A 12,691-nucleotide genomic window follows, 5' to 3' on the forward strand; every position below is an offset into this window, starting at 1 on the left:
CGGCCATGACGCACGCGCTCGTCTTGCTGCTGGCCCTGTTGATCGGCGTCATCGCAGGGTTGCGGGCGTTGACGCCACCCGCTGCCGTGGCCTGGGGAGCGATGCTGGGTTGGCTGCCCGTCGAGGGCACCTGGGCGCAGTGGGTCGGCCACCCGATCACGGTGGCGGTGCTCAGCATCCTGCTGGTGGTCGAGTTGGTCACCGATCAGCTGCCGTCGACGCCGGCGCGCACCGTGCCCATGCAGTTCGTGGCGCGCCTGGTGACGGGTGCGTTCGCGGGTGCGGTGATCGGCGCGGGCTTCCACTACACGTACAGCTCGATCGGCGCGGGCATGGTCGGCGCGGTGCTGGGCACGTTGACGGGCTTCCACGCGCGACGCGCACTGGTGGCGCGCAGCGGCAAGGACCTGCCGGTGGCGCTCACCGAGGACGTGCTCGCGGTGCTCGGTGGGTTCGCCGTCGCTGCCCTGGTCCACGTAATCTGACGTGGTGACACGCGAATTCGACGCCATCGTGGTGGGTGCCGGCCAGGCCGGACCGTCGCTGGCGGGCAGGTTGACCGCGGCGGGCAAGACCGTGGCGGTGATCGAACGCCACCTCGTCGGCGGCACGTGTGTCAACACCGGCTGCATACCCACCAAGACCTTGGTCGCCAGTGCTCATGCGGCCCACATCGCCAGCCGCGCAGCCGATTTCGGCGTCAGCACGGGCCCGGTGACGGTGGACATGGCGGCGGTCAAGGCGCGCAAGGACCGCATCGTGCTCGACGACCGGCAGGGGCTGGAGGAGTGGCTCGAGGGGATGTCCGGATGCACGCTGATCCGTGGGCACGCCCGGTTCGAGGGTCCACACGAGGTGCGGGTGGGCGACGAGGTGCTGACCGCGCCGCAGATCTTCCTGAACGTGGGCGGTCGGGCCACGGTGCCCGACATCCCGGGTTTGGCGGACATCGACTACCTCACCAACGTCGGCATCCTCGAACTCGATGCGCTCCCCGAGCATCTGGTGGTCGTCGGTGGCAGCTACATCGCGCTGGAGTTCGCGCAGATGTATCGCCGATTCGGGGCGCGTGTCAGCGTGGTCGAACGCGGGCCGCGGCTGACGCCGCGCGAGGACGAGGACGTGTCTGCGGCCATCCGGGACATCTTGGAGGGCGGGGGCATCGAGGTGCACGTCGGTGCGTCGGACATGCGAATCGACAAGCGCGACAAGGGTTTCGCGTTGCACACCGGGGGAGGTGGTGACCCCATCGTCGGGTCGCACCTGCTGGTGGCGACGGGGCGCAGGCCCAACACCGACGACCTGGGTCTGGAGGCCGCCGGGGTGCGCACCGACGGGCGCGGGTACGTCGAGGTGGACGATCAGTTGCGCACCACCGTCGACGGCATCTGGGCGCTGGGGGACTGCAACGGCAAGGGCGCGTTCACGCACACGTCGTACAACGACTTCGAGATCGTGGCCGCCAACCTGCTCGACGACGACCCGCGCCGGGTGAGCGACCGGATTCCGACGTATGCGCTGTACGTCGATCCGCCGCTGGGCCGGGTGGGGATGACCGTGGCGCAGGTGCGCGCGTCGGGGCGCAAGGCGCTGGTCGCCAAGCGGCCGATGACGCGGGTGGGTCGCGCGGTGGAGAAGGGTGAGACGCAGGGTTTCATGTCCGCCGTCGTCGACGCCGAGACCGAGAGGATCTTGGGTGCGGCGATCCTCGGTGTCGGTGGCGACGAGGTGATCCAGGACGTCCTGGACGTGATGACCGCCGACCTGCCGTACACCGCGATCTCGCGCACCATGCACATCCACCCGACGGTCAGTGAGTTGCTGCCGACGCTGCTGCAGGAGCTGGAACCCCTGGAGTAGCGCGTCGGTGCGGGTCGGCCGGGTCGGCGGGCACCGCTACCGCCCGGTTGCGCCAGGTGGTTCAGGGCCGCCGGGTCTCTCGTCGACCGCCTCGTGTGGCGCCCACGGGTCGTCGCGCCCGAGTCGGTCCGTCGGTGTGCGGGTGACGGTCTCGCCGGGAGCGTGATGTTCCGGCGCCCAGGGATCGGTGACGTCGAATTCGGCGTGGAACTCGCGGTCCGCGTCCTCGTCGACGGACGCATCCGCGCGGGCACCCCCGCCCGCCTCGATGCCTTCGCCCGGGGTCTTCTGTGGCGAATCTCCCACCGCGCAGCCACTTTCCGCGCCACCCGGTGGTGGGTGGAGTCGTTCGGTGTGGTGGTAGGTGTTCACCCGGGTTTGGCCGCGGTCCAGTAGTGGGGGTGGGTGCCATTCGACCTGGTGGCGGGCGTTGATGCGGGTGGTCCAGCCGCCGGTCGTGCCGACGAGGCGGTTGTCCGCGCCGCAGGCCAGTGCGGTGTCGTTGACGTTGGTGTTGCCGCCGTGGGCGAAGTCCTTCTTGGCGTGGTGGACTTGGCAGCCGTACGCCCCGACGGTGCAGCCGGGTTTGGTGCAGCCGCCGTCGCGGGTGATCAGGGCGAGGCGTTGCACGACGGTGGCGGTGCGGCGGGTCTGGAACAGGTCGAGGACCTTGCCGGTGGCATCGTCGAACAGGGTGAGGAATCCGGTGGTGGTGGATTGGGCGGCGAGCTGCAGGATCTCGCGGCGGGTGAGCACGGTGCCGCCGCCGGTGACCCCGACGCCGGCGCGGGACTCCAGATCGCTCAACGTGGTGCGGATCAGGATCGCGGTGGGAATCCCGTTGAGCCGGCCCAACTCGCCCTTGTCCAGGGCCGTGCGGTGGAGGAACGCCAAGGCGTCGTGGCGGCGCTGGGCCAGGGTGCGGTCGTCGGCGTCGATCTGCGCCTGCGACGGCGTGCCGGAGGTGCACGGGTGCTCGTCGGTGGGGTTGCACATGCCGGGGGCGGCGAACTTCGCCAACAGGACTTCCAGTGCGGCCCAGGCGGCGGCGGTCATCACCACCGAGACGGCGACGGTGCCGTCGGGGCCCTGCTTGCCGACGGTCATGCCGCGACGCCGCACCCCGTCCTCGTCGGTGGGTTCCGGTCCATCCTGATCGAGCAGGTACAGCGCACGCTTGAGATCAGTGGCGAGCTGATGGGGCGCCATGGTGGTGGCCGCCCGCGCCCAGGCGACCTCCAAGGCTTGTCGTCGGATCGGGTCGACGTGGCCGGGGATCTTCGCGACGGCGTCCCGGATCACGGTCACGTGGTCGGCGTTGATCACCCCGCGCGCCACCGCGATCGCGGTGGCGGGCAACTTGGGTGGCATGGGTTGGCCGGTCAGGGACCGTCGGGGGCCGAGGTCAGCGGCCACGGCGACGCGGCGCTTGGCCTCCCTGGGGTGCAGGTTCAGCCGCACCTGGAGTGCGTCGGCGAGACTCTTGGCACCCAACTGGGATGGCGGGGTGTCGGCGTTCAGGGAGGTAACGAGCCGGTGCTCCACCGCCGGAATCTGGCAGCGGTGGGTCTCCAGCTCGGCGAGGAGTCCCACCCGTTCAGCGGCGTCGAGTGATTCGAGGTCGCAGGCGGCCAGCGCGTCGACGGCGGCGCGCAACGCTGCCACCGCGTCTGACACCGCGTCTGACACCATCCCCGCCCGCATGCTTCGAACATACATTCGAGGTCTGACATCTGCCGGTCCGCGTTGACCCGAGGGTCTGTTGGCAGGTGTTCGAGATGCCGGCCGGCAAGCGGCTGGCTCCAATGCTCACTAACTGGTCGCGGTCTTGAGGCGCTTCGGGAAGCTGACCATCACCGAGGGCGCCGCCGTGTTGCTGAGTGTGATGTCGGCGGCGACCATCGACCGCTGCCTCGTCGACGAGCACCGGCAACGGATACGAGTTCATGAGGCAATAGGCGTGGCGCTAAAAGGCGGCGGAACGTGGCTGACGTGATCGGTGGGCAGTCATAGGCCGTCCCCGTGTCCGAATCCGTCGCGACGGCTACCCGGGCATCGGCACGCGCCCCGGAACGAAATCCGTTGACGCGCACCGGTGTTCAGGCCGATCAGGGGATGCCGTTGATGCCTGGGTGCTGCCCCGGCGCGATGGTCTGCGGGTTCGGCGCCTTGACGTCCGGGGTGAACAGGTTGCCACCGGTGGGCTCGACGCCCTTCTCGGTGGGCTCGGGAGTGACGGCGCCCGACGGGGTGGTCTCCGGCGCCGACGTCGTGGCCGACGTGGTCGGCGTCGTCGAGGTGGACGGCGACTCCTGCGACGACGAACCGCAGCCGGCGAGCAGCGCGGCCGCTGCGGCGGCGACGATTCCCGCGGTGAAGGTGACGTCGCGGCGCGAGGTGTGGGTCATGGACATGGCTTCCTTCTCGGCGATCCGGTCTCAGTTGTTGCGGTGGACGCCGGGCGGCTCGGTGGGCGCGGGCGGGGCGAGCACCGACGGCGTGAACAGGTTGCCGCCCGTGGGGTTGATGCTCTTCTCGGTGGGCTCCGCCGGCGGTTCGGTGGCCGAGGTGGGGGCCGGCTGCTCCGTCGTCGTGGTGACCGACGTGGTCTCCGTGGTCGACGACGGCGACGACGGGGCGGGGCTCTCGCTGTTCGAGCACCCGACCAGCGCGACCATGGTCACGGCGGCGAGCCCGCCCAGCAGCACCGCGGCGCGGCGCACCGGCACGGGGCGCGCGACGGCGTGATCGTGGTGGTTCATGGGGCTGTCCTCCCTGGCTCGGGTCGGGCGGCTCGAGCGTCGCCGACACGTTGATCTTGGTGCATCCCGGCGTCCACGTCGACCCCGCTCCCGGTCAACCCGGCTTCCGGCCACCCGGGCCGCGATGTTTCCGGCTAGCAGCAATGCGGTCAGGCGAATGCCCGCGCGTACTGCGGTGGATGGTGGGCCGACGCGCCGAGGTGGTGCGCGGCCTGCCAGACCCACCCCGGGTTGCGCAGCAGTTCCCTGGCCAAGAACACCGCGTCGGCCCGGCCGCCGGCGACGATCTCCTCGGCCTGGTCTGCGGTAGTGATGAGTCCGACCGCACTGGTCGGAATGCCGACGGCGTCACGGATGCGCTCGGCGAACGGCACCTGATAGCCGGGCGCCACCGGGATCGCGGCGTCGGGCACCGCGCCCCCGGTGGACACGTCGACGAGGTCCACACCCAGGTCCCTCAGGCGCGTGGCGAGCACGACGGTGTCCTCGACGGTCCACCCGGGCCGGGGATCGGCGGTGTCTCCGGCCAGCCAGTCGGTGGCCGACACCCGGAACAGCAGTGGCAGCTGGGCGGGCCACACGGCACGCACGGCGGTGACCACCTCGAGCGCGAAGCGCAGCCGATTCTCCAGGCCGCCGCCGTAGTGATCGGTGCGCACGTTCGACTGCGGCGAGAGGAACTGGTGGATCAGATAGCCGTGTGCGCCATGCAGTTCCAGCACGCGGAAGCCCGCCGTGGCAGCGCGGGCGGCGGCGGCGGCGAACGCCTCGACGATGCCGGCGATCTCGGCGACGGACAGCTCGGCGGGGCTCGGCAGCCTGCCGAACGGAACGGCGCTGGGCGCCACGGTGTCCCAACGCGGACCAGGCTCGCCCCAGGGCCGGCCCGTCGCACCCTTGCGCCCGGCGTGCACCAGCTGAATGCCCGGCACCGCGCCCTGGGAGCCGACGACGTCGGTGATCCTGCGCAGGGCGGCCGCCTGGCGGTCGTTCCACAGTCCGAGGTCGTAGACGCTGCTGCGGCCCACGGGGTGAACGGCGGTGGCCTCGGTCATCACCAGCGCGGCGCCTGCGGTCGCGCGCGAGCCGAGATGTTGGACGTGCCAATCCGTCGGGGCGCCTTCGTCGGGACCGGCGGGCACCGCCGCGAATTGCATCATCGGCGACATCCAGGCGCGGTGGGCGAACGTCACCGAGCGCAGGGTCAATGGGCTGAAGAGGGCGGACACGGCGGCCTCAGTGCCCCGGGCCGTAGAGCCCGAAGCGCAGGTCGGGATCTCCTGGCGTCCAGGTGTTCTCGAACTGCGACCGTTCGCCCATCGCCACGACGCGACGCAGCAGCGCATCGCTGAGCTGCAGTTGGGCGGGTTCCCACTTGGTGAGCGCGGCCGCGATGTCGCCGCCGGCGTCGACCAGCGCATCGGCCAGCGCCCAGCCGTCGGCAGCGGCCTTGGCCGTCCCGGCCGCGGCGTGGGGGCGCGAGGCGCACGCCGCGTCGCCGATCAGCGCCACGCGTCCCATCGCCATCCGGGACGAGCGCACGTCCGAGAGCACCTGCAGGTAGGGCTGTTCGGTGGCGAGCACGGCCTCTGCGACGGTGGGGGCGAGGAGCTCCGACGCGGCGGCCCTCAGCTCGGCGACGTAGCGGTCCTGGACCTGCCCGGGGTGCACCGAGACGGTGCCGCCGAAACCGCGCTTGTCGATCAGCATCTCGCTGAGGTCGGGTCCCGCGGGCACGTTGCGGTACCACACGTAGTTCATCAGCCGGTCCTCGAGCGCCAGGCTCGTCTCACCCGGAATGGGATACATCGTGATGTGTGAGTGGGGGATCACGTCGTAGGTGATGGCGTCGGCGAGCGTGGCCCGGGCCTGCGCGCTCAGGTCGCGCAGTCGGCACGTTCCGCGCCAGCCGACGTAGCCGGCGTAGCGCAACCGCGCGTCGGGATCGAAGCGTTCACGCGCGGCCGACGTCACGCCGTCGGCGAACACCACCAGGTCGGCGGATTCCGTTCTGCCGCTGACGAAGCGGACGGAGGCGCGCTCGTCGTCCTGGTCGAAGCCGCACGCGTACTCGCCGTAGTGGTAGTGGTCGGTACCGAAGTCGGCGAGCAGGGCGCGGTAGAACGTGCCCCACGACGTGTAGGTCCAGGTGGCCTGCTCGCGGTAGACGACGTCACCCGTGCGATCGAGGTATTGCACGTAGTTGGTGGAGGTGCTCAGGTCGTCGAGGTGCTGGGAGCTGCGCTCGGTGAACCAGCGCACCGTGTCGGGCTGGAGCACGATGCCGCTGCCGCGGCCGTCCAGCGCGGTCGGCGTGCGCTCGTAGACGTCGACGTGGAATCCGATGTCGCGCAGCAGTAGTGCGGTGGTGAGGCCGCCGATGGAACCGCCGACGACGATGGCGGTGGCGTGGGCGTAGCTGGTCATGACGAGCTCTTCTCGTTGCGGGGGCCGGTGAGGGTGGCCGGGGTGGGATCGGTCGGAATCGCGCCGGAGGGGACGTCGGCGTCCGTCGGCAGGGGTAGGCCCCGGGTCTCCTTCGCGAAGCCGAGACCGACGACGGCGACGAGTCCGAGGGCCGCGACCGATGCGGTGGCCATGCCGAGATTGCCCCCGAACCACGAGGTGGCGATGGCGCTCGCGGTCAGCGGTCCCAGCGCCGTCACGATGCGGCCGACGCTGTTGCAGGTGGCCAGTGCGGTGGCCCGCACGCTCGGGGGGAACAGTTCGGGTCCGTAGATGAACGTTCCGGACAGGGCGCCGAAGAGGCCGAAGCCCAGGAAGGGCATGGCGACGGTCAGTTCGGCGTAGCTGCGTTCGAACGGGAACGCCCACGCGACCGACGCCGCCGACACCGCGAAGCTCACCACGAAGCTGGTGCGCCTGCCGATGGCGTCGGCCAGGAAGCCCCAGGACGCGTAGCCGATGATGCCGCCTGCGTTGAACAGCATGGCCGCCATGGCCACTCGGTGGTCGGCGACGGCGCGGGAGAGGTCCTCGGCGGCGGTGATGCCGCGGATCACCTGGGGGTACCACGTGCTGACGCTCCAGAACGCGATCAGCGCACCGGTCGCCAGCGTCGTGCACACCAGCATGGGGTGCAGCAACGGCGGCGCGAACAGCCGGCGTAGGACGAAGCGCTCACGGGAAGCCTTGCCGCCGACGTCCTTCCGGCTGCGTCGCGCGTCCATGCTCGCCTGGACCTCGGGTGGCTCCGGGACGTAGCGGCGGATGAACCACACCAGCAGCGCCGGAACGCCGGCCAGCAGCAGCATCGCCCGCCAGCCGTAGTGGCCCAGCACCGCGTAGGCGGCGGCCGCGGCGAAGAAGCCGCCGGCGTACCCGGCCATCATGAGACCGCCCGCACGGGCGCGGTAGCGGTTGCGCCACGTCTCGGCGATCAGCGCCGCGCCCACGGGGGCCTCGACGCCGGATCCGACGCCGGCGACGAAGCGCAGCAGGCCCAGCTGCCACCAGGTGTCGGAGAACGCGGCCAACGCGCTGAACACCGCGTAGGTGAGGATGCCCACCGACAGCACCCGGGTGCGGCCGAAGTAGTCGGCGAGCATCCCGAACAGGATGCCGCCCACCGCCCAGCCCAACAGGAACAGTGCGACGGTGATGCCGCCGTAGTAGCCGACCGCGGAGGCGGAGGCCTCGATGCCGCTGTGCGGCAGCAATTCGCCCATGGTGGGCCCGAGCACCAGGACGAAGAGGCTCGCGGCGAAGCCGTCCAGACCCCAGCCCAGGGTGGTGCCGGCCAGCACCAGCCACTGCACGCGGGTGATCTCGTGGCGCCACCCGGTCGCCTGCGCGGCGCTCATCAGTTCAACCGCCCGTGCTCGCGGCCGCCGTACCAGTCGACCGGCTCGGCAGCCGTGCGCACCACGATGGTCTTGACCCAGGAGAAGTCGTCGAAGGACTCCGCCCCGGCGTCCTTGCCGGTGCCGGACTCCTTGACCCCACCCCAGGGCAGTGAGGGCTCGAGGCGGTGATGGTCGTTGACCCACACCATGCCCGCCACGATGCGGCCCGCCACCCGGTGTGCCCGGCCGACGTCGCGGGTCCACACCCCGGCGCCCAGGCCGTAGCGGTTGTCGTTGGCCATCCGCACGGCGTCGTCCTCGTCGTCGAACGGGATCACGACGGCCACCGGACCGAAGATCTCCTCGGACGCCACGCCCATCGACATGGTGGCGTCGGCGAGCACGGTGGGTGACAGGAAGAAGCCGTCGCGCAACGACTCCGGGAGTTCCGGGGTGTCGCCACCGGCCGCCAGCCGGGCACCCTCGCGCACGCCGCCCTCGACCAGGGCGGTCACCTTGGCCAGTTGGCGGGCACTGATCAGCGGTCCCATCTGCGTGTCCGGATCGGTGGGGTCGCCCACGCGGATGGCTCGGGCGCGGTGCCCGAGCGCCGCCACGAAGGCGTCGTAGACGCCGCGCTGCACCAGGAAACGCGAACCGGCGACGCAGGACTGGCCGGCGGCCACGAAGGCGGCGAACGCCGCGCCTTCGGCGGCGTCGGTCGGGTCGACGTCGTCGAACACGATCACCGGCGTCTTGCCGCCCAGTTCGGCGGTCACGCGGGCGAAGCGGGCGGCCGTCGCGAGCGCGGCGGATCGGCCCGCCTCGGTGCCGCCGGTCAGCGTGATCTTCGCGACGTCGGGATGTTCGGTGAGCCGGACACCGGCGTCCCGGCCGCCGGTCACGACGGTGACCACGCCCTCGGGGAGCCCTGCCCTGGCCATGATCTCGCCGAGGGCCACGGTGGTCAGCGGTGTCAGCTCCGAGGGTTTGACGACGACGGTGTTGCCGTTGGCCAGCGCCGCGGAGAGGCTGCGGCCGAGGATCAGCAGCGGATGGTTGAACGGCGTGATGATGCCGCACACGCCGAGCGGGAGGCGCTGCTGGTAGGTCAGGTGTGGTCCGTCGCCGGGCAGTACGGCCGGGCGTTGGGCGGCGAGCAGGCCGGCGTTGTAGCGAAACCACTCCGGGACCCGGGACAGTTGCGCGCGGGTCTCGGTGATGGGTCTGCCGTTGTTGAGCGCCTCGAGGGTGTAGAGCCGTTCGGCGTCGGCTTCGATGGCGTCGGCGATGCGCAGCAGCAGCCGTGCCCGCGCGCTGCGGGTCATGGCGGGCCACGGTCCCGCCTCGAACGCGGTCTTGGCCGCGGCGACGGCGGCGTCGACGCCCGCCGCGCCGTGCTCGGGCACGGTGTCGATGACGGTTCCGGTAGCGGGATTGATGACGTCACGGTGATCCACCCGGATGGGGGAGCCGACATCGCTGGCGACTGGTGTCATGGGTCGTCCTTCCTCGTGACGCGGGATTCAGCGTCATGATGAGTGTCGACCCGGTCACCGTCGGCGGCAATGTCCACGGCAACACTGTTGTTTGCGCCCATGTGTCATGGAGAACACCGGAAGACACGTGACGTCGGCGTGATGCCGCACGGCAGCGGTGAACGGTGCGGCACCGGTGAACGGCGCGGCACCGGCCGCGGTCAGCGGGCAGCGGTCAGCGGCGCTGGACCAGCAGCGCCTGCGCGGACGTGCCGACGTAGCCGTCGCGGTCGAAGATCTCGGCGGTGGTCGCGCCGATGCCGTCGGGCCCGATCGACGCGCGGGCGCGCAGCGCGAAGTCGTCGCCTCTCGGCAGCCGGTGCAGGTGCACCGTGGTGTCGGTGTTCATGAACACGAACTCGTTCGGATCCAGCACGGCGCCTACACCGTTGGCGCAGTCGACCACCATGGCCAGCCGCTGCAGGGCGGTGGTCGGTTCGTCGTCGATGAGCGGCACCAGCGGGCTCAGCCAGCTGGTGAAGGCCTCGTCCGGCTCGGTGTGCTGCCTGCGCCAGCTCACGGTTTCCAGGAACCCGGGCGCGCCTGCCCAGCCGTGCGGGACGTCGACGGCCGTACCCTCGCGCAGCGGGGGATGGCGGTCGGAGACGGCGTCGGCGGTGTCGGTGGTGGCCATCAGCCACGCGGTCGCGCGCGCGACGGCGCGGAATTCGCCATCGGGCCGGGCGGCGAGCATCTCGGCCGCCACCAGGGCGATGCGGCTTCCCGGCCGTTCGACCCATGCCCGGACCCGCACCGGCGCCACGGGTACGGCGCCCAGGATGTCCAGGGTCACCCGGCCCACCCGCATGCCGGGAGCGGCAACGTCCTCGATGGCGCGGGTCAGCAGCGCCAGCGGTGGCGAACCGTGCTGCAGAGACGGGCCCCAATTGCTGGCGGTGCCGGCCGTCGACTCGAAGGTCGCGAACTCGCCGTCGGCGGGCAGCCGACGGTACAGGCAGTCGATCACGCGGCCGGCTCCGCCAAGGTGGTGGGCCAGCCCGGGTACGGCGGTGGCGTGCCGCCGAACACCGGGCACGCCGTGCGGTGCGCGCACCAGTCGCAGAGGCGGGACTGCTTCGGTCGGAAGTCGCCGGTGCGCCCGGCGGCCAGGATGGCCTGCCACATGGCCATCAACGTCCGTTCGAACCGCAGCAGTTCGTCGTGGGCCGGGGCGTAGTCGAGCACCTGCCCGTCGGCCAGGTAGATGAGCCGCAGCCGGGTGGGCAGCACGTCCCTCGAGCGCAACAGCGCCACGGCGTAGAACTTCATCTGGAACAACGCCTTGGCCTCGGCGAGTGCCCGCGCCGCGGGCGGGGCCTTGCCCGTCTTGTAGTCCACCACGCGCAGTTCGCCCGTCGGTGCGACGTCGATGCGGTCGACGAACCCGCGCAGCGGCGTCCCGTCGGCCAACTCCACCTCGACCCGCTGCTCGCAGCTCTGCGGATCGAACCGCGTCGGATCCTCCAGCCGGTAGTACCCGGTGAGCAGGCGGCCGGCCTCGGCGAGCAGCGCGGCGCGGGCCTCGGGCGCCAGCTCGGCCGCCCATTCGGGATGCTCGTCGGCCACCTTCTGCCACGCGGGGTCCAGCAGTTCCAGCGCCGTGGTCACGTCCCGGCCCGCGGCGGGCAGCGCATACAACCGTTCCAGCGCGGCGTGCACCACCGACCCCCGCACCTGCGCCGTGGACGGCGGCTCGGGGAGCCGGTCGACGGCACGGAACCGGTAGAGCAGCGGACACTGCTTGAAGTCGCCCGCCCGCGACGGGGACAACGCCGGACGCCGGACCGCGGGAGCAGCTGCGTCGGACATGTCGATCAGCCTAGGACGCCCCTCGGACAACCCCGCGCACCCGGTCCGGCGCGTTCGATGGCAGGCTGTGCGGCTGTGTCCACCACCGGTCCCTTCGTCGTCGGCGATCGCGTCCAGTTGACCGACGCCAAGGGCAGGCACTACACGATGGTGCTGGCCCCCGGCGGCGAGTTCCACACGCATCGCGGCGCCATCCCGCACGAGTCGGTGCTCGGTCAGCCCGAGGGCAGCGTGGTCAAGTCGACCAACGGCGACCCGTTCCTGGTGCTGCGCCCGTTGCTCATCGACTACGTGCTGTCGATGCCGCGCGGCGCCCAGGTGATCTATCCCAAGGACGCGGCGCAGATCGTGCACGAGGGCGACGTGTTCCCCGGCGCCACCGTGCTGGAGGCCGGTGCCGGATCCGGGGCGCTCACCTGTTCGCTGCTGCGTGCGGTGGGCACCGAGGGCAAGGTGATCTCCTACGAGGTGCGCGACGACCACGCCGTGCACGCCATCCGCAACGTCGAGACCTTCTTCGGCAGGCGGCCACCCAACTGGGACCTGGTGATCGCCGACCTCGCCGACTACTCGGGTCCGCAGGTGGACCGCGTCGTGCTCGACATGCTCTCGCCGTGGGACGTGCTGCCGACGGTGGCCGACGCGCTGATCCCCGGTGGCGTGCTGATGGTCTACGTCGCCACCGTCACCCAACTGTCCAAGACCGTCGAGGCGCTGCGGGAGCAGCAGTGCTGGACCGAGCCGCGGTCGTGGGAGACCATGCAGCGTGGCTGGAACGTCGTCGGGCTGGCCGTCCGCCCGCAGCACAACATGCGCGGGCACACCGCCTTCCTCATCTCTGCGCGCCGCCTCGCGCCGGGCACGGTCACGCCGACGCCGTTGAAGCGGCGCAGGCAGCAGGTCTAGCCGTCGCCGG

The 12,691-nt window shown here is 71.3% G+C and carries 12 protein-coding genes; 3 read left to right on the plus strand and 9 right to left on the minus strand.

The window, feature by feature from the left end:
• The first annotated feature begins 5 nt into the window (after nt 1-5).
• Together AC30CM_RS10650 and AC30CM_RS10655 are read left to right on the plus strand one after the other, a co-directional pair.
• A complete protein-coding gene (locus AC30CM_RS10650) occupies nt 6-485 on the plus strand; it encodes a DUF4126 family protein (protein WP_490116826.1) in 480 nt (159 codons plus the stop codon).
• Nucleotides 486-489: 4 nt separating this feature from the next.
• On the plus strand, nt 490-1,860 hold the full coding sequence (locus AC30CM_RS10655) for an FAD-containing oxidoreductase (RefSeq protein ID WP_490116827.1): 1,371 nt from the start codon (nt 490-492) through the stop codon (nt 1,858-1,860).
• 36 nt (nt 1,861-1,896) lie between these two features.
• Here AC30CM_RS10655 and AC30CM_RS10660 read toward each other — a convergent pair whose 3' ends face one another.
• The 9 genes from AC30CM_RS10660 to AC30CM_RS10700 form a co-directional block, all read right to left on the minus strand.
• Complete coding sequence (locus AC30CM_RS10660) at nt 1,897-3,579, minus strand: HNH endonuclease signature motif containing protein (RefSeq protein ID WP_490116828.1); 1,683 nt, start codon at nt 3,577-3,579, stop codon at nt 1,897-1,899.
• A 389-nt stretch (nt 3,580-3,968) separates the two neighbouring features.
• Entirely contained in the window at nt 3,969-4,268 is a 300-nt protein-coding gene (locus AC30CM_RS10665) for a hypothetical protein (protein WP_490116829.1), read from the minus strand.
• Between the two features lie 30 nt (nt 4,269-4,298).
• A complete protein-coding gene (locus tag AC30CM_RS10670; RefSeq protein ID WP_490116830.1) occupies nt 4,299-4,622 on the minus strand; it encodes a hypothetical protein in 324 nt (107 codons plus the stop codon).
• A gap of 149 nt (nt 4,623-4,771) precedes the next feature.
• Nucleotides 4,772-5,851: an NADH:flavin oxidoreductase/NADH oxidase gene (locus AC30CM_RS10675; RefSeq protein ID WP_490116831.1), complete on the minus strand. Its 1,080-nt coding sequence runs from the start codon at nt 5,849-5,851 to the stop codon at nt 4,772-4,774.
• A gap of 7 nt (nt 5,852-5,858) precedes the next feature.
• Nucleotides 5,859-7,049, minus strand: coding sequence for an FAD binding domain-containing protein (locus AC30CM_RS10680; protein WP_490116832.1), 1,191 nt, complete (start codon nt 7,047-7,049; stop codon nt 5,859-5,861).
• Nucleotides 7,046-8,446 (minus strand): MFS transporter, encoded by a 1,401-nt coding sequence (locus AC30CM_RS10685; protein WP_490116833.1) that lies wholly within the window; start codon nt 8,444-8,446, stop codon nt 7,046-7,048. Before AC30CM_RS10685 ends, AC30CM_RS10680 begins: the two co-directional genes overlap by 4 nt.
• The gene (locus AC30CM_RS10690) at nt 8,446-9,927 is read right to left on the minus strand and encodes an aldehyde dehydrogenase family protein (protein WP_490116834.1); all 1,482 of its coding nucleotides are present in this window, start codon (nt 9,925-9,927) and stop codon (nt 8,446-8,448) included. The genes AC30CM_RS10685 and AC30CM_RS10690 overlap by 1 nt, the downstream gene beginning before the upstream one ends.
• A gap of 214 nt (nt 9,928-10,141) precedes the next feature.
• Nucleotides 10,142-10,933 (minus strand): thioesterase family protein, encoded by a 792-nt coding sequence (locus AC30CM_RS10695; protein ID WP_490116835.1) that lies wholly within the window; start codon nt 10,931-10,933, stop codon nt 10,142-10,144.
• Nucleotides 10,930-11,775 carry a RecB family exonuclease gene (locus AC30CM_RS10700; protein WP_490116836.1) on the minus strand — a complete coding sequence of 282 codons (846 nt, stop codon included), beginning with the start codon at nt 11,773-11,775 and terminating at the stop codon, nt 10,930-10,932. The genes AC30CM_RS10695 and AC30CM_RS10700 overlap by 4 nt, the downstream gene beginning before the upstream one ends.
• Nucleotides 11,776-11,850: 75 nt before the next feature.
• On the opposite strand from AC30CM_RS10700, the gene AC30CM_RS10705 reads away from it, so the two are divergent.
• The gene (locus AC30CM_RS10705) at nt 11,851-12,681 is read left to right on the plus strand and encodes a tRNA (adenine-N1)-methyltransferase (protein WP_490116837.1); all 831 of its coding nucleotides are present in this window, start codon (nt 11,851-11,853) and stop codon (nt 12,679-12,681) included.
• Nucleotides 12,682-12,691: the final 10 nt, after the last annotated feature.

It is taken from the genome of Mycobacterium sp. DHQP2018-32-09 (assembly GCF_058148405.1).

Excerpts from the sequence above, each read along its gene's own strand:
- AC30CM_RS10660 (WP_490116828.1), bottom strand. The coding sequence starts at position 3,579 with ATGTATGTTCGAAGCATGCGGGCGGGGATGGTGTCAGACGCGGTGTCA.
- AC30CM_RS10680 (WP_490116832.1), bottom strand. The coding sequence starts at position 7,049 with ATGACCAGCTACGCCCACGCCACCGCCATCGTCGTCGGCGGTTCCATC.
- AC30CM_RS10665 (WP_490116829.1), bottom strand. The coding sequence starts at position 4,268 with ATGACCCACACCTCGCGCCGCGACGTCACCTTCACCGCGGGAATCGTC.
- AC30CM_RS10670 (WP_490116830.1), bottom strand. The coding sequence starts at position 4,622 with ATGAACCACCACGATCACGCCGTCGCGCGCCCCGTGCCGGTGCGCCGC.
- AC30CM_RS10700 (WP_490116836.1), bottom strand. The coding sequence starts at position 11,775 with ATGTCCGACGCAGCTGCTCCCGCGGTCCGGCGTCCGGCGTTGTCCCCG.
- AC30CM_RS10690 (WP_490116834.1), bottom strand. The coding sequence starts at position 9,927 with ATGACACCAGTCGCCAGCGATGTCGGCTCCCCCATCCGGGTGGATCAC.
- AC30CM_RS10650 (WP_490116826.1), top strand. The coding sequence starts at position 6 with ATGACGCACGCGCTCGTCTTGCTGCTGGCCCTGTTGATCGGCGTCATC.
- AC30CM_RS10685 (WP_490116833.1), bottom strand. The coding sequence starts at position 8,446 with ATGAGCGCCGCGCAGGCGACCGGGTGGCGCCACGAGATCACCCGCGTG.